Consider the following 19397-nt stretch of genomic DNA (forward strand, 5'->3'; position numbering starts at 1 on the left):
TCAAGATGAGATTTCCCATAGCGTAAGCTAGTAAGACCCCTTGAAGAACACAAGGTTGATAGGTCAGAGGTGTAAGTGCAGTAATGCATTCAGCTGACTGATACTAATAGGTCGAGGGCTTGATCTAATTTATTACTCTGTGCAATTTTGAGAGAACAACTCTCAAATGAAACTCTTCAGCGTAGCTGATGAGTACTCTATCTCTAGAAGATCGAAGATTTTAAGAGCTAGAGCATCTGGTGATTATGGCTTGAAGGTAACACCCGTACCCATTCCGAACACGAAGGTTAAGCTTCAAAGCGCCAATGGTACTGCCGGGGAGGCCCGGTGGGAGAGTAGGTCGTTGCCAGATAAATTTGTTCCGTGGTAGCTCAATGGCAGAGCATTCGGCTGTTAACCGAAGGGTTGGAGGTTCGAGCCCTCTCCACGGAGCCATTTTTATTTTTTGAATAAATAAGTACATAAAATATTAAAGACTTCCTTAATGGGAAGTCTTTATTTTTTTATGATTAAAAAAATAATTTTTAAGTTATGTTTTTTTATAAAAGGTTTGTGGGATATATATATTATAATACGTCTATATTAATAAGAAGATAATTTTTGAAAGGTGGTAAAGATATGAAAAGAGTAGGAACTATCACTTCTGCTCTAGGCTTTATATTTCTTGGAGTATGGCTTCTTGTCAGAAATGTAAATTTAAGTTTAGCAGATCAATTGATTAAGTGGTGGCCAATTTTAATAATATTATTTGGCTTAGAAATAATATTTTTATTTAATAACAAGAAGGAAGGAGAAAGAATAGGATTTAACTTCTCAATGATTCCTTTAATTATAGCATTTATATTTGCTAGTTTGTATGTAAACATATTAAAGCCAATAGGAAAAGAATTTAATATACTTGAAAATGGCCTTAATATTTCAGAAAATATATTTGATTTAGGAAACGGTAAAAATATTAAGGTAGATAAAACCTTAGATAAGTTAGGAAATAAAATAGAATTTATTACAGATAATAGTGACTTGAAAATAAGAAAGTCTACTGATGATAAAATAAAACTTGATATATATGTTCATATAAAGAATGGAAGTAATATAAATAACTATGATATAAAAGAACAAAAGGTTTCTGATGGCTATAAGATAAATATTAATGAAAGCTATGTAAAAGGAGTAAGTGGCATTATATATATTCCAGATGGGTATAATATAAAATTCCAAAATCATAACATGAAATTAAATACAGAAGATGAACTTATAAATAGTGAACTTTATATAAGTGGAGATAATGGAATCTTTAATTTTAAAGGTCTTAAGTTATTAAAGATGGATATAGATAATTTTAATATAAATGGTAGTAATATAAAGTATTCTATGATTAATGGAAACAATGGTAATGTAATCATTAATGGAGATAAGGTAGAAGAGAGTATTATAGAAATGGATAATGGTAAAGTAAATATAGAAAATAAGTTTTGCAAAAATATAAAAGTGATACTTGAAAGAGGAACAGTGAATGTAAAAACTATAGACCATAATATTCAGGCAAACTTAAATTTAAACAAGGGAAAGGTAAATCTTAATGGTGGAGGAAGAGTTAATTCAAGTATAGTGACCACATTAGGCGATGGAACAGGAAAGGTGGATATAAAGGTGGATACAGGGACTATAAATGTATCTACTAGTCAGGAGTGGTAGAGTGAAGGAAGATGAGATTGTTAAAGCTCTTAAAGAAAATAATGAAGAAAGCTTTATAGAGGTTGTTGAACTTTATAAAAATAAGATAGTATCTCTATGTTATAGCTACACTCAAGACTATGGAGAAGCAGAAGATATATCTCAAGAAGTTTTTATAAGCATATATAAAGGAATAAAAAACTTTAGAGAAGAAGCTTCATTATCCACATATATATATAAGATTACTGTATCAAGATGTTTAGATTACAAAAGAAGAAAAAATATAAAAGGATTTTTGACCGGGCTATTTCAAATAAATAAAGAAATAGAAAATACATTTGATAAGGATGATAAAAATGCAGTAAGAGAAGCAGTATCCAATCTTCCAGAAGACTTAAGGATTTGTATAGTGCTTTATTATTTTATAGGGCTTACTCAAAAGGAAGTAAGCAATATTTTAGATATATCTCCTAAAAATGTAGAAGGACGGATATACAGGGCAAAGAAAAGGCTGAAGGCCTATTTAAAAGAAGGAGGATTTGGGTTTGAGTAATGAGGAAAAGAATTTTGAAGAAATAATAAAGAATTCTTTTAATGAAGTAAAAGTTTCAAGGGATTATACAGAAAGACTTTTAAATAAGCTTTATGCAGAGCCTTCACCAAGCATTCATTTAAGAAAAAATATATCATCAGGATTAAGTTTTATATTTGCAGGTATTCTTATGCTTGTAATATACAACACGGATATAATGTCAGAAATTTTAGATATACAGCTTCAACTTAAGTTGAAGACAAATATAATACAATCTAACTATAAAGAAAGTTTTATAAAAGATAATTTTGGGGAGGATATAAAATGAGAAGGAGTAGTTTTCTAACATTCTTGTCAGCTCTAATACCTGGAGTAGGATATATGTATTTAGGACTTATGAAGAGGGGTCTAGAAGCATTAGCTATATATTTACTTATTGAACCAGTATTTGGGATAATAGGGCTGGGGATTGCAGGAATATTGAAAATAATATTTTGGTTTTATACATTTATAGATACTTTTAATTTAGCAAATAGGATTGATCAAGGAGAAATTATTATGGATTCAAGCTTTATAATGGATAAATTTGCAAACAATAATGGAACAATGACTAATAATTTTCAAGCAAGTAGTAAGAAGTTATGGAATGTTATAGGTATACTTTTTATAATTATAGGTATAATGGCCATACTTGATAAAACATTAGTAGGACTTGATGTATATTATTATGTTAAATCAGTTATGAATAAGTTCTTAGTGCCTATAATACTAGTATTGTTTGGAGTATATATCCTTTTTAAAGGAAATAAGCAAAACTTTAAGCACTAATATAACTTTGATATAGTTTTACCATTTGTAGAAAGTACAACAGTCCCATCTATATCTGTTCTATAGATTTTAACATTAAGGTTTATAAGCTTTTTTAATATATCTTTAGAAGGATGATTGAACATGTTGTGTTTCCCACAGCTTATTATAGCAATTCTAGGAGAAACCTCTTTTAAAAATAGTTCCGATGTGGAAGTATTACTGCCATGGTGGCCAACCTTTAGCACAGTAGATTTCACATCGGTTTTTTCATTTAAAATATCTAACTCACTTTCAAGTTCTGCGTCTCCCATAAATAAAAATGATATACCTTCATAACGGACTTTAAGTACGGCAGAATAATTATTTAAATTATCATAAGTACTTCTTGTAGGAGAAAGCATTTCACAATGTACTTCATTTCCTAAATCAAAATTCACTCCATTTTTAGCTATTTTTATTTTTAAGTTTTTAATCCTCAGGTAATTTACCATGTCTTTAAAGGAACTTTCTTCACTTACAGCTTTAGGAGCGTAGAAATTTTCTATTTTAAAATCTTTTATAATATATTTCATACTTCCTATATGATCATCATGAGGATGAGTAGCTAATACATAATCAAATTTCTTTATATTATTTTTTTTAAGATACCTTATTAAGTTATCACTTGACTCTAAGGTGCCTGAATCTATAAGCATATGATGATTATTAAAGGATAGAAGTATAGAATCACCCTGACCAACATCTATAAAGTGTACTTTTAGTATATTGTCTTTAACATTATTGTAGGTATTTATACTTGTACTGCACGAAGTTAAGAGCAAAGTAATTACTAACAGTATAACTAGATTGTATTTTTTGTAAGATTTCATTTATAGAACTCCTTATCATGGGATCTAAAGTATTTGTATTGCCGCACATTATTAATGATTATAACCAATAGAAGAAATATAATACTTTGTGTTATAATATAAAGTGAAACTTAAATTATATTGAACTACTAAGGTGGGTAGTCATGTGATAATTGCAATATTTACAGAGGAGTGAAATTACATGAAAAATTTATGGCTGTATCTTGAATTTGGAGTATACATGGCAAGGTTATTATTCAAAAGGAATAGTTTTAAAAAAATAAAGAAGGAAAAGGGAGAGAAAGCAGCAGAGGAATTAGTATATAACTATGCTGTTAACTGGGCAAAATTCATAATTGATAAAGTAGGTATGAAAGTAAATATAAAAGGAATAGAAAACTTACCGGAAGGTAGTTGTTTATATGTAGGTAATCATCAAAGTCTTTTAGATATTCCATTAATACTTGCAGGGATAAAAAGGCCTATGGGATTCATCGCAAAAAAGGAGATGGAGAAACATACCATCATAAGCGATTGGATGAAGGAAATTCATTGCGTATTTATGGATAGAAGTAATGTAAGGGAGTCAATAAAGTCTATAAATGAAGGAATAGAAAACTTGAAAAACGGATACTCAATGGTTATATTCCCTGAAGGAACTAGAAGCAAGGGACCTTCATTAGGGGAATTTAAAAAAGGCAGTATGAAACTTGGAATAAAGGCAGAAGTTCCAATCGTACCAATAGCTATAGATGGAACTTATAAATGTATGGAAGGCAACCCTAAAAATAAAATAAAAAGTGCAGAGGTAAATTTAATAATAAACAGGCCTATAGATCCAAGCACTTTATCACGTGAAGAACAAAACAATTTATCAGAAAAAATTAAAGAAATAATTGAAGAAAGCTTAGATAAAAGTAAGCCTATTTAGAAAAAAACATTTCTTGAAGAACTTCTATATCATTTTTAAGATTTTCATTTTTGAATTTATATTCTTTAATTTGTAGTATAAGTTTATTATCAGTTTCCTCTAAGGAATTTAGCTCTGATAATAAACTTTTTTCCATAGTTTGTTTTTCTGCAATTAATGAATTGTAGCTAGCATTTATTAGTTCGCTTTTATTTTTAAAAGTATTTACCTTATTTCCTATTTTTGTTAGATATTCTTCTATTAAATATTGAACTTTTTCAAAAGAATTATAAATAACGTCTATAAATATATCTAATCTTTTTTTCATTACAAATACCTCATTTCATGTTCATATATATATTTTATAGGAAAAATTATTATATACCAAGGGGAAAGTTATGAATGGGAACAAATTAATAGAACATTTACGTAAAAAGAAAGAGAAATCAATTTTAAATAGTGAAAAAAATATAGAAAAGTATTTAAAGTCTATAAATGATTTGAAAGCTGATATATTAAAGAAAGAAACTGAGATAAATAAGCTTCAAAAGGAAAATAAAGAATTAGATAAAAAGTATTTTGTAATAAAAGAAGTTATCTTAAAAAATGGTTTAATATTTTCTATAGTAAATAAAAATTATAATGTAAAAGAGTGGGATAATCTTTATATAAAAACAAGGGAAGATTTTTTAGTTGTAACATTGAAGGATGGTACTGAAATCAAAACTATAGAAAGTTTTAAGAGTAAGTCTTTAAAAAGTTTTTTAGAGGGGCATCCATATAGCATAGTAGTAACTAGAATTGAAAGCAATTTAATTAAAGCAAAATTATATTTTAGCAGGTAATAGGCTAACATTAAAGTTATAAATATATCTAATGATTAATTTAATATAAAAAATTATTAAACTCTCTATAGAAACTATTTTATATAGAGAGTTTTTATTTATGCATGCATGTATAAATATTCATAAGTTATCTGAAAAGTTTGAAAAAGATACAAAAGATTAAATCTAGGGCTTGTAAACGTAAAATTAAATGTCCTCACTGGGAATAAAGGAATATGGGGTAAATAAATAAATTATTTTATGAAAAAAATATTTAAAAATTTTTAAAAAAGCTATTGCATAAATATAAATATAAATGTATAATCTTTATCATAAGAGGGCAATACAGATAAGGAGTTGGGGGCAATGAAAACTAAGAAAATTATAAGTCTTTTATGTACTATCATTCTTGCAGGTGGTGTGCTTGCAGCATGCCAAAAAACTCAAAGTACTCAAGGGGCAAAGAGTACTGAAAACTTAAATTCATTAGAAAGAGTTCAAAAGGCTGGAGTACTTACTATGGGACTTAATGACACATATCCACCAATGGAATTTAGAGATGAAAGTCAAAAGTTAGTTGGTTTTGATATTGATTTAGGTCAAGAAATAGGAAAGAAGCTAGGAGTGCAAGTAGAGGTTAAAACAAATGATTGGAAAGGAATAATACTTTCATTAAAATCTAAAAAGTTTGATATGATTCTCTCTTGTATGACTATAACAGATGCGAGAAAGCAGGAAATAAGCTTCTCAGAGCCGTATATAGTAGGTGGACAGAGAATAGTAGTTAAAAAGGGAAATACTAGCATAAAAACTGCTGAAGACTTAAAAGGTAAGACAATAGGAGTTCAATTAGGAACTACTGGAGAAATGGCAGCAAATAAAATAGAAGGTATAAAAGATCTTAAAAAATATGATGGAGTAACAGAGGCTTTTAATGACTTGACTGTAGGAAGAATAGATGCTGTAATTGCAGATGGTCAGGTAGGCGGTTTTTACTTAAAGAAAAAGGGAGATGAACTAGTTATACTTGATGCTAAGCTCTCTCAGGAACCTGTAGGAATAGGTTTTAGAAAAGAGGATACTCATCTTAGAGATGCAGTACAAAAGGCATTAGATGAATTAAAGGCAGATGGAACAATGTCTAAGTTATCAGAAAAATGGTTTGGATTTGATATATATAAAAATTAGCAGACCCCTTTTATAATAATTATATAAGTTATCCCTGTGTTTCCAATGCACAGGGATAGCTACTGTAAAAAACTTTGTTAATAATGACTGTTTATTAAACAATTAATATTAACAAAGTTTTAAATATGTTGTAATATTAGAAATAGTACATAAAATAAAAATAAAAAAGGAGAGAATAAAATGAAAGCTAGAAAGATATTATCATTAGTTTTAAGTATGGTAGTGGCGGGAGCAATATTTGCTGGATGCGGGAAAACTGAAGAAAAGAAAGCAGCAAATGCATTGGAATCTGTAAAGACACAGAAAAAACTTAGAATAGGACTTGAGGACACATATCCACCACTAGAGTTTAGGGATAGTAAAAATGAATTAGTTGGATTTGATATTGATTTATCAAAAGAAATAGCAAAGAAATTGGGCGTTGAAGCAGATTTCATTTTAACTGAATTTGGCGGACTTACAATGGCACTTAATGCAGGAAAATTTGATGTTGGAATTTCAGCTATAAGTATTACAGAAAAAAGAGCAAAGGAAGTTGACTTTTCAGATCCATATGTTAAAGGTGGTCAGGTGATTGTAGTTAAAAAGGGTACTACAGATATAAAAAGTGTTAATGATTTAAAGGGTAAGGTTGTAGGCGCTCAGCTTGGAACAACTGGCGAAGAAGCTGCAAAAAAAGTTGAGGGGATTAAAGAAATAAAAACTTATGATAAAGCAACTCAACCATTCCACGATCTTGAAATAGGAAGACTTAGTGCAGTAGTTGTAGATGAGTTTGTTGGAAGATATTATTTATCAAAAGAAAAAGATAAATTTGAAGTAGCTGTTGTACTAGATCAAGAGCCAATTGGAATTGCATTTAAAAAGGGTGAAAAAGAATTACAAGAGGCAGTTCAAAAGGCTGTAAATGAACTTAAGGCAGATGGAACAATGTCTAAGTTATCAGAGAAGTGGTTTGGAGAAGATATATATAAATAAATAACATTTTATTAGGGGGTCTAAAACATTGGAAATTAATTTATTAAAGGAGATATTTCCTATACTTATTAAGGCTACAGGTATAACTATAGAATTGACGGTTATATCAGTAGTATTGGGTACACTAATAGGTATAATTGTAGCATTATTGAAACTAACTAAAAATCCATTTATAAATGTCATAGCTTCATTTTATACATGGATTATAAGAGGAACTCCAATGCTATTACAATTGTTCTTCTTTTACTATGGATTACCATTTGTAGGAATTGAGCTAGAGCCGATGAGTGCAGCGATAATTGGATTAAGCTTAAACTCAGGTGCATATATGGCAGAAATAATAAGAGGTGGTATAATTTCAGTAGATAAAGGGCAATTTGAAGCATGTAAGGCATTAGGATTTACTTATTCTCAAACCATGATAAGAGTAATTTTACCTCAGACTATTAGAGTATTATTACCACCAGTAGGAAATGAATTTATAACAATGCTTAAGGATACTTCTTTGGTTTCAACTATAGCAATGGTTGAACTTATGAGATCTGCACAACAGATTTATTCTTCAAACTTTAGACCAATGGAGCCATTCTTCATTGCAGCATGTATATATTTAGGATTAACTACTGTATTTACAGGGATATTCTCAGTTTGGGAAAAGAAATTATCAAGATATTAATAGGAGGGCTCTTATATGTACATGATTGAAGCTAAAAATGTAACAAAAAGATTTGGTGATTTAACTGTATTTGAAAATTTAAGTGTAAATGTATCAAAAGGAGAAGTGCTTGTTATAATAGGACCTTCAGGTTCAGGGAAAAGTACCTTCTTAAGATGCTTAAATCACTTGGAAACAATAAATGAAGGTAAAATAATAATTGAAGACGAAGAGCTAAAAGAAAATGATAAGGCTCTTATAAGAAGAATAACTACAAAAATGGGAATGGTTTTTCAAAACTTTAATCTTTTCCCACATATGACAGCTATTCAAAATGTAATGGAAGCACCTATTACAGTAAAAAAGGAAGACAAAAAGGTTATAGAAGAAAGAGCCAAAAAACTTTTAACAAAGGTTGGGCTTGCAGATAAGATGGATTATTATCCATCAAAATTATCAGGTGGACAAAAGCAAAGGGTTGCTATAGCAAGAGCACTTGCTATGGAACCAGATATAATGCTATTTGATGAACCTACATCAGCACTTGACCCAGAACTTGTTGGAGAAGTTTTAAATGTTATGAAAGAACTTGCGTCAGAAGGTATGACTATGGTAGTTGTAACACATGAAATGGGCTTTGCAAAGGATGTAGCGGATAGAGTAATATTTATGGATGGTGGAAAAATCGTAGAAGAAGGAACACCAGAAGAAATGTTTACAAATCCGGCAGAAGATAGAACACGTGAATTTTTAAAGAAAGTAATATAATTGGGGCAAAGTAACAATTTTATAGTTATTAATTCTGTTAAGTTTCGAATTTTAAATATTAATAAATAAATCGGGGGGCTTTTAAATGAATAAGGAAAAAGTTGTTTTAGCATATTCAGGAGGATTAGATACTTCAATAATAATTCCATGGCTTCAAGAAAATTATGACTTAGAAGTTATAGCAGTATGTATAAACGTAGGTCAAGATGATAATATGGAAGACGTTGAAGCTAAGGCTTTAAGAACAGGAGCAATAAAGGCTTATATTGAAGATGCAAAGGAAGAATTTGTTTCAGACTATGTGTTTAAAGCATTAAAAGCAGGGGCTGTATATGAAGATGATTATTTACTTGGAACTTCATTTGCAAGACCTTTAATGGCAAAAAAATTAGTAGAAATTGCTCATAAAGAAGGTGCTAAATATATATGTCATGGATGTACTGGTAAAGGTAATGACCAGGTTAGATTTGAAGTTGCAATTGCATCCTTCGATCCATCCATAGAAATTATAGCACCTTGGAGAATATGGGATATAGCATCTAGAGAAGATGCTATAGATTATGCTACAGCTCATAATGTAGAAGTACCTGTAACTAAGGCAAAAATATATTCTGTAGATAAAAATATATGGCATACAAGTCATGAAGGTGGAGATTTAGAAGATCCAGCAAATGAACATAAGTCAGAAATGTATGATATGATTACTCCAGCTGAAAAGGCAAAAGATGAACCTACTTATGTTGAAATATCTTTTGAAAAAGGTATACCTGTGAAAGTAAATGGAGAAACTGTATCTCCTGTAGAAATTGTGACTATGTTAAACAAGATTGGTGGAGAAAACGGAGTAGGGGTAGTAGATATTTTAGAAAATAGACTTGTAGGAATGAAATCAAGAGGTATATACGAAACTCCCGCTGGAACTATACTTTACAAGGCACATAAGGAACTTGAAAGACTTACTTTAGATAAAGAAACATATCACTATAAGCAATTAGTTTCTCAAAAGTATGCAGAACTTGTTTATAATGGATTATGGTTTACTACATTAAAAGAATCTTTAGATGCTTTTGTAGATACTACTCAGGAACATGTTACAGGAGATGTAAAATTAAAACTTTACAAGGGTAATGTAACAAATGCTGGAGTAACTTCTCCTTATGCATTATATGATATGAATATATCTTCCTTTGGGGCTAGCGATTTATACAGCCACAAAGATGCAGGTGGATTTATAAGATTATTTGGATTACCATATAGAATAAAAGCACTTAAGAACAGTAACAAGTAATAAGCGTTGATAATAGTCATTAGTCACTAATTGCTAGGGAATGGTAAAAATGCTTTTAGCCACTATAGACTGAAATGTATTAGTATGTATAAAATTAGGAAGTTTGCATTGCAAGCTTCCTTTATTCTATAAAAATTACTGTAAAAGATGAAGGGAGTAAAAATATGAAGCTTTGGGGCGGAAGATTTGAAACGGAAGAAAGTAAACTTATGGAGGACTTTAATAGCTCACTAAGTTTTGATAAAAGATTATATAAAGAGGATATAACAGGAAGTATAGCACATGTAAAAATGCTTGCTAAGTGTGATATATTGACGGAAGAAGAAAGAGATAAAATTATAGAGGGGCTTTCTTCAATACTTGCAGATATTGAAGAAGGTAAGCTTATAATAGAAGGCGACTATGAAGATATACATAGCTTTGTAGAAATGAATTTAACAAAGCGCATAGGAGAATTTGGGAAAAAGCTTCATACAGCAAGAAGTAGAAATGACCAGGTAGCGGTAGATTTAAGACTTTATAGCATAAAAAAGAGTAAGGAAGTAATAAAGTATATAGAATCTCTTCAACAAACTATTTTAAGAGTGGGTCAGGAAAATGAAGTTATAATGCCTGGATATACTCATCTTCAAAGAGCCCAAGTAGTAACATTTAAATATCACATAATGACATATTACCAAATGCTTTCAAGGGATAAGAAAAGAATAGAAAATGCAATAGAAATAATGAACGAAAGCCCACTTGGATGCTGTGCATTAGCAGGAACAACCTATAGCACAGATAGAGAATTTACTGCAAAGGAATTAGGATTTAGTAAACCAGTTGATAACTTTATGGATGGAGTAAGTGACAGGGATTTTGTAGTAGAACTTACCGGTGCTTTTTCTATAATAATGATGCATTTAAGTAGATTAAGTGAAGAACTTATACTTTGGAGCAGTAAAGAATTTAACTTTATACAAATTAGTGATGAATTTTCCACAGGAAGTTCTATCATGCCTCAAAAGAAAAATCCTGATGCAGCAGAACTTATAAGAGGTAAAACTGGAAGAGTATACGGAAGCTTAGTTAGAATTTTAACTACAATGAAAGGAATTCCTCTTGCTTATAATAAAGATATGCAAGAAGATAAAGAAGGATTTTTTGATGCATTAGATACTGTACTTGCGTGCGTAAAAGTAATGGATGGAATGCTTGGAAGTTTAAAAGTTAAGAAAGAAAATACCATAAAGGCTGTTAAAGCTGGGTTCTTAAATGCTACAGAAGCAGCAGATTACTTAGTAGGTAAGGGAATGGCATTTAGAGATGCTCATAAAGTAATAGGTGAAATAGTTCTTTACTGTGAAAAAGAAAATAGGGCTATAGAAGAGCTAACTCTTGATCAACTTAAAGGATTTAGCGAACTCTTTATAGAAGATGTTTATGATTTCATAGATTATGAAAATACATTAAAAAGAGGAACTAAAATGGAAATAATAAAATAGCTGTAATAATGTCGTTAAATAAACTTTCATGTATGATAATATTGAGAAGTTAATTAATCGCTAATCCCGGATTGCTATTGTTAAACTATTAAAGTTAATTAGTAATCGGGATTAGCGATTCTTTTTAAATTCTACCCTTTTGCACCTTTTAAATCTACAGGCTGAACTTCTGTAGTTTCAGGTGATACTCCCATATCTATAGGAGTAATAATCTTTCCGGCCTTACCCATGGTGTCATTTTGAGCTTCCTGCGTAGGAGCTTCGGCGACAGGGGCAGTTTCTGCAGGTTTAGTTTTAGTTTGAGTCTTTGTTTGTGGTGCAGGTTGTGTTTCAACAGCAGGAGACACAGATGTAGGCTCGCAAACACATTCTTTATTTAACGTAAAAATATAATTATATTTTATGGCATGTTTTATTTCATCAGTAATTATTTCAAATAGCATATCTCTAAAGGTTCCAAGTGGAAGACATTTTTTAATATCTCTATATCTTTCTACGGCACTTAATTCTCCAAATAAAGCAACTCTAATACCATCTATATAGGATGCAGGTCTTTGAAAGGTTTCATCTTCAGAAGCTGTTATATCCTTATTAGTAAAGTATTTATAAATTGCCCTAAACATTTTATTATGTTTAATTTCATCATTTCGTATACTTGTAATTATCATCTTTTCCTCATCTGTGGGAGCTGTACTTATAAGATAATTGTAAAATAACTCATCATTTTTCTCTCCTTGTACAGATTCCTTTATAATTTCTAAACATCTTTGAAGTGCAGGATTATCTAATGCAGGTTTTTTCTTAGAATCCATATCGTACAAAATGGTTTCCTCCTAAATAAATTAACTACAATATTATTTTATGCATTAGTCAAAAAACTGTACCAACCTATGGAAATAAGGAGGAAAATTTTAAGAGGTTATAAATAGATCACAAGCACTCAAAAGTAATTATATTATTTTTATTTTCAAAGATAAGAATAAATTAATAAGTGAAATAAAAGCTGCAACGATGAAAACATATTTATAGCCCATAGTTGTCCACAACAATCCTCCTAGAAAGGGGATGGTCATAGCTATAACGTGATCAAAACTTGTGCCGGCAGATAAAGTAGGGGTTACATCATCGGGATCAACAGCTATCTTCTTTATATAAGTGGATCTGGCCATTTCTACAACACTTAGAGAGTTATCAATTACATAGCAGGCTGCAATAACAACAACAGCAATTCCTGTTGGAGCTACATCGGCAGCAAAGGAATAGCCAAGGCATATTACTATAAGAACTACTGCCTCTAAAGAGAGAACAAAGCGTTCACCTTTTATATCAATTGCATTTCCCACAATTGTTCTAGTAAGAATACTAACCATTGAAATTATTAATCCAAGTATTGCGAAAGTGGGTGGATCAAGGTGATATACCTGAATAAGCACCCAAGGAGCAAAGGTCAAAAAGATCTGTTTTCTTGCCCCATTCACAAAGCTAAGAATATAGTATAAAGTATATTTTCTTCTAAATACAAATTTCACCTTTTTAACTGCAGGCTTTTTAGAAGTCATAAGTCCTAAAAATATAGCTGCAAAAATATAAAAAAAAGCGGCAATTATAAATGCAATTTTATAAGTAAGGCCAAGATATTTAAAGCCAAACCATACTATTGCATATCCTATAATTGTAGCAAATAAATTATAGGCACTATATCTGCCAAGTCTAGTACCATAGCTTTCTTTTTCAGAAAGATTCATTCCAATACCTGCAGATAAAGGTAGAAAAATATGAGTTCCTAAACTTAATATCATCATCCATATAAGCATTGTTCCAAAAGTAGGAGAAAATATACCTAAGCCTACCATTCCTAATGATGCAAAGACCATGCCTACTATGGACATCCTTACGTCTCCAAGAAAGGATAGTACTCCTAAAACTACTACAATGAGTGCTCCAGGAAGTTCTCGTGGGAATTCTACTATACCTCTAGCTGAAGCTGATAAATTATATGAATCGCTTAAAAAGTTATTAAATACTGTAGAATTTATGCCACTAGCAATTCCAGTCAATATACCAACAATAAGAAATAATGAAAAATCCCTATCAGTTTTAAAGTTTATAAATATGTTATTAAGTCTATATTGGAGTTTTTTGTTATAGCTTTTAATTTCAACTTTGGAATCCATAAAATAATTCCTCCTCTATTTTTTGGGCATATTATTAAGTATATAATATGTGGAAATACAAATCAATTTCTAAAGGAGTAGTATATAAGGATATATTTACTAAGCTGAAGTACTCAATTAGTATTGCATTATAATAAGGTGAATGCTATAATTTAATAAAAGTGAATATATGACGGACGATAGAGGTGCGATATTTAAGAGTATCTGTGTGGATATAAGCAATGGGAAACATAGTGAAAGGAAATATTGCCGAAGCGTATAGCTAAAGCTTTAAGGCTATATAGCTGGTTTTATTCATAATATGAGTAAAACTGTCACAAAGTAATTTGTGGAGAGCTATCATTCAAAGAGCATGCACTTTTAGTATTTAAGTGTATCGATGTCCTTGAGTGAAAAGTTTCAAGGGCTTTTTTGTTATGATGGACTCTCCTCCCAGAGTATTCACCTATTAATTAAATCTAAGGTTTAATTAATAAAAAAATGAGGAGGAGAAAGATTATGAAAAAGAAAACTTTAATTTCAACACTTACCCTTTTATTTCTATTCGTATTGACTACTACAGTATTTGCAGCTGAACCAGATCCAGCACAAATGAATGCGGATAAATTTGGAATACTTACAATATTACCACCGCTAGTTGCAATTATACTTGCCTTTGTTACTAAAAACGTAGTACTTTCCTTAACACTTGGAGTTCTTTCGGGAACATTCTTAATAAAGCTTTCAGGACATAGTATAGGATATGCAATATTTTATGGATTTTTAGATCTTATAAACAAAGTTAGGGATTCCTTAGCAGATCCGTGGAATGCAGGAATAATTTTACAATGTATGTCTATAGGTGGACTTATAGCAATAGTTTCGAAAATGGGTGGAGCAAAAGCAGTAGCAGAATCTCTTGCAAAAAAAGCGAAGACTCCAGTAAGTGCGCAAATTATAACTTGGCTTTTAGGTATATTTGTATTTTTTGATGACTATGCAAATTCACTTATAGTTGGACCTATAATGAGACCAGTTACAGATAAAATGAAAATTTCAAGAGAGAAGCTTTCCTTTGTAGTAGATGCTACTGCAGCACCAATTGCAGGTATTGCTTTAATATCCACATGGATAGGATATGAAGTAAGTTTAATAAAGGATGGATATTCTCAAATAGGACAAAGTGTAAATGCCTATGGAGTATTTTTAGAAACAATTCCATACAGATTTTATAATATACTAATATTAGTATTTATAGTAGTAACAGCAGTTACTTTAAGAGAATTTGGACCAATGCTTAAAGCAGAAAGAAGAGCAAGATATGAAGGCAAATTATTATCAGATACAGCAAAACCTATGGTATCTTCAGAAGCTACAGGACTTGAGCCAAGAGAAGGAATCAAATTAAGTATTTGGAATGCCATAATTCCTATAGGTGTACTTTTAATAGGAGCCTTTGGAGGATTTTACTTAGATGGATACAATTCAATAATGGGTGGAGAAGATGAGGCTGTAAAAGCTATAGTAGCTTCAGCACCATCATCTTTTGCAGCTATAAGAGAGACATTTAGTGCATCTGATGCCAGCATTGTTTTATTCCAAGCAGGATTGCTTGCAAGTATTGTTGCTATGGCGATAGGTATATCAAAGAAGATATTTACATTAGGCGAAGCTATTGATACGTGGGTAGAAGGAATGAAATCATTAGTTATAACAGGGGTAATACTTCTACTTGCATGGTCTTTAAGTGGAGTTATAAAAGAACTTGGAACAGCTAAATTCTTAGTTGCTATATTATCGGACACATTACCAAAGTTCTTACTTCCAACTATAATATTTATAATGGGAGCTATAATATCTTTTGCAACTGGAACTTCTTATGGAACCATGGGAATACTTATGCCACTTACAATACCATTAGCAAATGGTATTGCACCAGGGGATGCTCAATATATCATATTAAGTACTAGTGCGGTTTTAACAGGAGCTATATTTGGAGATCATTGTTCACCAATATCTGATACAACAATATTATCTTCTATGGGTTCAGCTTGTGATCATCTTGATCATGTTAGAACACAAATGTGGTATTCTTTATCAGTTGGGGTAATAACAATACTATTTGGATATATTCCAGCGGGATTTGGACTTCCAATAATTATAGTCCTTCCATTAGGTTTAGTAGCAACTATACTTACGGTTTATATACTTGGAAAGCCGATTGAAAATAAAGAAGTAGAAGAAGCATTCAATAAAAGAGCAGTATAAGAAATGTAATAAATTTAAAAGTGCATTTTCAAAATTTGAAAATGCACTTTTGCTTTATCTAGGTTCTCTTTCATTATTTCTTCCAAAGAAAGATATTGCATATAATCCTGCTATGCCAACAAGAGAGTAAATTACTCTACTGAATGTGGTCATACTCCCGAATAATGCTGAAACCAGATTAAAGTCAAAGAAACCTATTAATCCCCAATTTATAGCTCCTATTACTACTAATATAAGTGCAATAACATCTAATCCCCTCATAATTACATCTCCTTTATAAGTAATTTTATTACATCTATATCTTTTCCAAATTCACTAACTTTATACTAAAGATTTTACTATTAATATTTAAAGCATAGCAGCATATAGTTAAGTATAATAACTTTTTAAAATTATTGTTGATATATTTAAAAAAATATACAATAATATATATAATAGCTGATTTAATATGAGAGGGGGTCGTCAGATGTCAGGTAATTTAGGATATATATTAAGACTTGTGCTTTTTTCCTTTGTAGTGATTGTAATATATAATGTTTTAAAAATTTATGTGCTACAAAAATTTAAACCAAATAAATGGTTAATATTTGGCTTAGCCATAGCATCGTTAACAGGTCCATCTATCATAAGACCTGGTTTCAATACTACTATATGGGGATTAATTCCTTCAGGTATATTTGTAATATTATTTTTATGGTTTTTTGATTTATTTAATGAAGAAAGATATACAAGTAAAGGTCAAAAAAATAATATAAAGATAAAGCCTAAAGCAAAACCTAATAGAATAAAAGATAAGGAAAATAAAGATAACAAGTAGGTAAAAATAGAGAAAAATGCAGTAAGTGGCATTCTTTCTCTATTTTTTATTGATAGATAGTTAACTTTTATAGTTACTAATTTTGAAAATGTCTTGGATTTATAGATACAATTTCAATTGAGTTCATAAGTTCTTTTATTACATCAGTAGTAAATTGAGTTCTCAAATCATTTACCTTTGCATATACCAATCCTGTTTCAGTAGCTACATATAAAGGCTTTAAGTTATTTAAGGCTATAGCCTTTATATCCTCAACGCATCGTGGACATGTACATATATCAGAATACTTGTCAAGAACATGAGGCAACAATTCATCAACTACAATTTCTATATAATTTTTAAGCATAATTAAATCCCCCCCTTTAATATGCTTACATCGTATTATTTCATTATTAATAATATTCATAAGTGATTTTTATAAGTACTAAGAGATGATTTATTTATAAATAAGCCTTACTATAGCCCGAAATATAAGTACCCAAGGTAAATTTATTTTTGATATTTCTCGTTGCATATTTAGGATGCCATCTATTTCAGTTCACTTAAAACCTCCAACATTATTGAGATTAATAATATTATAAATGATAAACAGGTAATTATCTACGAATAATTTGTAAGAGTATAAAAATTGATAGTTTGAAAGAAGGATTTAGAAGAGACACATAGAATATTATTTAAGTAGCGGGAAAAATCAGAATATATAAACTTTTGTCCGTTTAACCAAGGGATTTAGCATATATATTGTTTATTAAGGGAGGAATAAAAATGAGAGATATAAAAATGTACTGCACTAAATGTGGTAAGGAATATCCTATAAAAAATGTTCATCCAAGATGTGAAGAGTGTAATGAACCATTAGAAGTTGAACTTGTTAAAGAAGGAAAGATCAAAGAAGGAAATCCGCTAAGACAAACTATGCTTGAAAGATACAGCGACTTTTTTCCATTTGATAAAGTAAATAACGATTTATCATTACATGAAGGATTTACTCCACTAGTGCCTTCACCTAAAATAGCAAAAGGTGTAGGAGTTAAGAAGATTTATTTTAAAACTGAAAGTCAAAATCCTACTTGGTCATTTAAAGATAGAGGAACTTTAGCAGGAATACAGCATGCATATAGCTTAGGATATAAAAAGGTAGGGGCGGTTTCTACAGGTAATATGGCAGTATCTGTTGCGGCTTATGGACAAAGAGCAGGGTTTGAAACATTTATACTTGTAGATAAAAATATCCCAGAAGAAAAGCTTAATCCTGTAGCTATATATGGAGCCAATTTAATTAAAGTAGATGGGGATTATGGAAACTTATATTACGAAAGCTTAGAGATAGGCAAGAAATATGGAATATACTTCATAAACTCTGATGTTACATATAGAGTTGAAGGCTCAAAAACTATAGCTTTTGAAATATGTGAGCAATTAAACTTTGATGTTCCTGACTATGTTATAGTTCCAACTAGTGCTGGTGGAAATATAAGAGGAATACTTAAGGGCTTTGAAGAATTTAAACAATGCGGATTAATTGATAAAATACCTAAGATGATATGTGCACAGGCTTCTGGATGCTCTCCAATATTTAATGCTTTTAAGGATGATAAGGAAAATATCGAGAGAGTAATAGAACATGAAACTATAGCTCATGGCATAGAAAACCCATTCCCACCAAGTGGAAATGAGGTTTTAAGAAAGATAAGAGAAAATGGAGGCATATGTATTGCTGTAACTGATGAAGAAATAGTTAAAGCTCAAAAGGAAATGGCTGAAGAAGGAATTTTCGGGCAGCCTGAATCTGCAGTTCCACTAGCTTCTATTAAAAAGTTAGTAGCAGAAGGATACTTAAAGGATACGGATACTGTTGCTTGTATAGTTACTGGTAGTGGCCTTAAATATACTGCAGCTTTCAAAAAACATGATCTTAAGACTTATGATTGTAAAATAGAAAGTTTAAGTGACTTTATAGGAAAGTTTAAATAAACGTTGTATTTTCTATTATCCTAACTTGTAATTTAAGAATTTCTAAATTTATAAGTGCTAAATACTAAGAATTTACAGAAACTAATGTCCCATTTAGGCAATTTGTAAATTCCAAAGTCTTTAGCACTTATTATATTTAGGAAGATTCAGGGATTTTTTATACTTCAAGTATGACATTAGGTAATTTTATACGTATAACAAGTATAGATCAAATTTAAAGGAGGAA

21 protein-coding genes, 1 tRNA gene, 2 rRNA genes and 1 riboswitch are annotated in these 19397 nt (G+C 30.4%); of the genes, 18 read left to right on the forward strand and 6 right to left on the reverse strand.

Annotated features, from left to right (window positions below; all coding sequences use genetic code 11):
- The 7 genes from BSD9I1_RS02985 to BSD9I1_RS03015 form a co-directional block, all read left to right on the forward strand.
- Nucleotides 1-127, forward strand: a 23S ribosomal RNA gene (locus BSD9I1_RS02985); the annotation flags it as partial.
- Nucleotides 128-235: 108 nt separating this feature from the next.
- A 5S ribosomal RNA gene (rrf, locus tag BSD9I1_RS02990) occupies nt 236-352 on the forward strand.
- A gap of 8 nt (nt 353-360) precedes the next feature.
- Nucleotides 361-435, forward strand: a tRNA-Asn gene (locus tag BSD9I1_RS02995).
- Nucleotides 436-618: 183 nt separating this feature from the next.
- A complete protein-coding gene (locus BSD9I1_RS03000) occupies nt 619-1695 on the forward strand; it encodes a DUF4097 family beta strand repeat-containing protein (protein ID WP_186429076.1) in 1077 nt (358 codons plus the stop codon).
- 1 nt (nt 1696) lies between these two features.
- Nucleotides 1697-2227: an RNA polymerase sigma factor gene (locus BSD9I1_RS03005; protein ID WP_186429077.1), complete on the forward strand. Its 531-nt coding sequence runs from the start codon at nt 1697-1699 to the stop codon at nt 2225-2227.
- Nucleotides 2220-2534, forward strand: coding sequence for a hypothetical protein (locus tag BSD9I1_RS03010; RefSeq protein ID WP_186429078.1), 315 nt, complete (start codon nt 2220-2222; stop codon nt 2532-2534). The genes BSD9I1_RS03005 and BSD9I1_RS03010 overlap by 8 nt, the downstream gene beginning before the upstream one ends.
- A complete protein-coding gene (locus BSD9I1_RS03015; RefSeq protein WP_186429079.1) occupies nt 2531-3034 on the forward strand; it encodes a hypothetical protein in 504 nt (167 codons plus the stop codon). The genes BSD9I1_RS03010 and BSD9I1_RS03015 overlap by 4 nt, the downstream gene beginning before the upstream one ends.
- On the opposite strand, the gene BSD9I1_RS03020 is transcribed toward BSD9I1_RS03015, so the two are convergent.
- Nucleotides 3031-3885, reverse strand: a complete 855-nt coding sequence (locus BSD9I1_RS03020; protein WP_186429080.1) for a ComEC/Rec2 family competence protein — start codon at nt 3883-3885, stop codon at nt 3031-3033. The genes BSD9I1_RS03015 and BSD9I1_RS03020 overlap by 4 nt on opposite strands.
- 181 nt (nt 3886-4066) lie before the next feature.
- On the opposite strand from BSD9I1_RS03020, the gene BSD9I1_RS03025 reads away from it, so the two are divergent.
- Nucleotides 4067-4795, forward strand: coding sequence for a 1-acyl-sn-glycerol-3-phosphate acyltransferase (locus BSD9I1_RS03025; protein WP_186429081.1), 729 nt, complete (start codon nt 4067-4069; stop codon nt 4793-4795).
- Here BSD9I1_RS03025 and BSD9I1_RS03030 read toward each other — a convergent pair.
- Complete coding sequence (locus BSD9I1_RS03030; protein ID WP_186429082.1) at nt 4788-5102, reverse strand: hypothetical protein; 315 nt, start codon at nt 5100-5102, stop codon at nt 4788-4790. The genes BSD9I1_RS03025 and BSD9I1_RS03030 overlap by 8 nt on opposite strands.
- A gap of 70 nt (nt 5103-5172) precedes the next feature.
- On the opposite strand from BSD9I1_RS03030, the gene BSD9I1_RS03035 reads away from it, so the two are divergent.
- The 7 genes from BSD9I1_RS03035 to argH all read left to right on the forward strand — a co-directional run bounded on the left by BSD9I1_RS03035 (nt 5173) and on the right by argH (nt 11959).
- Entirely contained in the window at nt 5173-5619 is a 447-nt protein-coding gene (locus tag BSD9I1_RS03035; protein ID WP_186429083.1) for a hypothetical protein, read from the forward strand.
- 345 nt (nt 5620-5964) lie between these two features.
- Nucleotides 5965-6786: an ABC transporter substrate-binding protein gene (locus BSD9I1_RS03040; RefSeq protein ID WP_035309638.1), complete on the forward strand. Its 822-nt coding sequence runs from the start codon at nt 5965-5967 to the stop codon at nt 6784-6786.
- Nucleotides 6787-6966: 180 nt separating this feature from the next.
- Nucleotides 6967-7764 (forward strand): ABC transporter substrate-binding protein, encoded by a 798-nt coding sequence (locus BSD9I1_RS03045; RefSeq protein ID WP_186429084.1) that lies wholly within the window; start codon nt 6967-6969, stop codon nt 7762-7764.
- A 28-nt stretch (nt 7765-7792) separates the two neighbouring features.
- Entirely contained in the window at nt 7793-8440 is a 648-nt protein-coding gene (locus tag BSD9I1_RS03050) for an amino acid ABC transporter permease (RefSeq protein ID WP_035309642.1), read from the forward strand.
- A 15-nt stretch (nt 8441-8455) separates the two neighbouring features.
- Nucleotides 8456-9187 carry an amino acid ABC transporter ATP-binding protein gene (locus BSD9I1_RS03055; RefSeq protein WP_035309644.1) on the forward strand — a complete coding sequence of 244 codons (732 nt, stop codon included), beginning with the start codon at nt 8456-8458 and terminating at the stop codon, nt 9185-9187.
- Between the two features lie 85 nt (nt 9188-9272).
- On the forward strand, nt 9273-10475 hold the full coding sequence (locus tag BSD9I1_RS03060; protein WP_035309646.1) for an argininosuccinate synthase: 1203 nt from the start codon (nt 9273-9275) through the stop codon (nt 10473-10475).
- A gap of 164 nt (nt 10476-10639) precedes the next feature.
- Nucleotides 10640-11959: an argininosuccinate lyase gene (gene argH, locus BSD9I1_RS03065; RefSeq protein WP_186429085.1), complete on the forward strand. Its 1320-nt coding sequence runs from the start codon at nt 10640-10642 to the stop codon at nt 11957-11959.
- Nucleotides 11960-12090: 131 nt separating this feature from the next.
- Here the strand turns inward: argH and BSD9I1_RS03070 are convergent, their stop codons facing one another.
- Nucleotides 12091-12771, reverse strand: coding sequence for a ferritin-like domain-containing protein (locus BSD9I1_RS03070; protein WP_242966414.1), 681 nt, complete (start codon nt 12769-12771; stop codon nt 12091-12093).
- Nucleotides 12772-12909: 138 nt separating this feature from the next.
- The gene (locus tag BSD9I1_RS03075; protein ID WP_186429087.1) at nt 12910-14133 is read right to left on the reverse strand and encodes an MFS transporter; all 1224 of its coding nucleotides are present in this window, start codon (nt 14131-14133) and stop codon (nt 12910-12912) included.
- A 172-nt stretch (nt 14134-14305) separates the two neighbouring features.
- A riboswitch (Lysine riboswitch) is annotated at nt 14306-14480 on the forward strand.
- A 151-nt stretch (nt 14481-14631) separates the two neighbouring features.
- Between BSD9I1_RS03075 and BSD9I1_RS03080 the strand changes: the two genes are divergently transcribed.
- Nucleotides 14632-16380 (forward strand): Na+/H+ antiporter NhaC family protein, encoded by a 1749-nt coding sequence (locus BSD9I1_RS03080; protein WP_186429088.1) that lies wholly within the window; start codon nt 14632-14634, stop codon nt 16378-16380.
- 54 nt (nt 16381-16434) lie between these two features.
- Here the strand turns inward: BSD9I1_RS03080 and BSD9I1_RS03085 are convergent, their stop codons facing one another.
- Complete coding sequence (locus BSD9I1_RS03085) at nt 16435-16641, reverse strand: DUF378 domain-containing protein (RefSeq protein ID WP_035309650.1); 207 nt, start codon at nt 16639-16641, stop codon at nt 16435-16437.
- Nucleotides 16642-16846: 205 nt separating this feature from the next.
- On the opposite strand from BSD9I1_RS03085, the gene BSD9I1_RS03090 reads away from it, so the two are divergent.
- On the forward strand, nt 16847-17197 hold the full coding sequence (locus BSD9I1_RS03090; protein WP_186429089.1) for a hypothetical protein: 351 nt from the start codon (nt 16847-16849) through the stop codon (nt 17195-17197).
- 76 nt (nt 17198-17273) lie between these two features.
- Here the strand turns inward: BSD9I1_RS03090 and BSD9I1_RS03095 are convergent, their stop codons facing one another.
- On the reverse strand, nt 17274-17543 hold the full coding sequence (locus BSD9I1_RS03095; protein WP_186429090.1) for a late competence development ComFB family protein: 270 nt from the start codon (nt 17541-17543) through the stop codon (nt 17274-17276).
- A gap of 419 nt (nt 17544-17962) precedes the next feature.
- Between BSD9I1_RS03095 and BSD9I1_RS03100 the strand changes: the two genes are divergently transcribed.
- Entirely contained in the window at nt 17963-19171 is a 1209-nt protein-coding gene (locus tag BSD9I1_RS03100) for a threonine synthase (protein WP_186429091.1), read from the forward strand.
- The last annotated feature ends 226 nt before the right edge of the window (nt 19172-19397 follow it).

Origin of the sequence: Clostridium sp. BSD9I1 (assembly GCF_900185645.1) — a bacterium.
Lineage (GTDB): Bacteria > Bacillota > Clostridia > Clostridiales > Clostridiaceae > Clostridium_AK.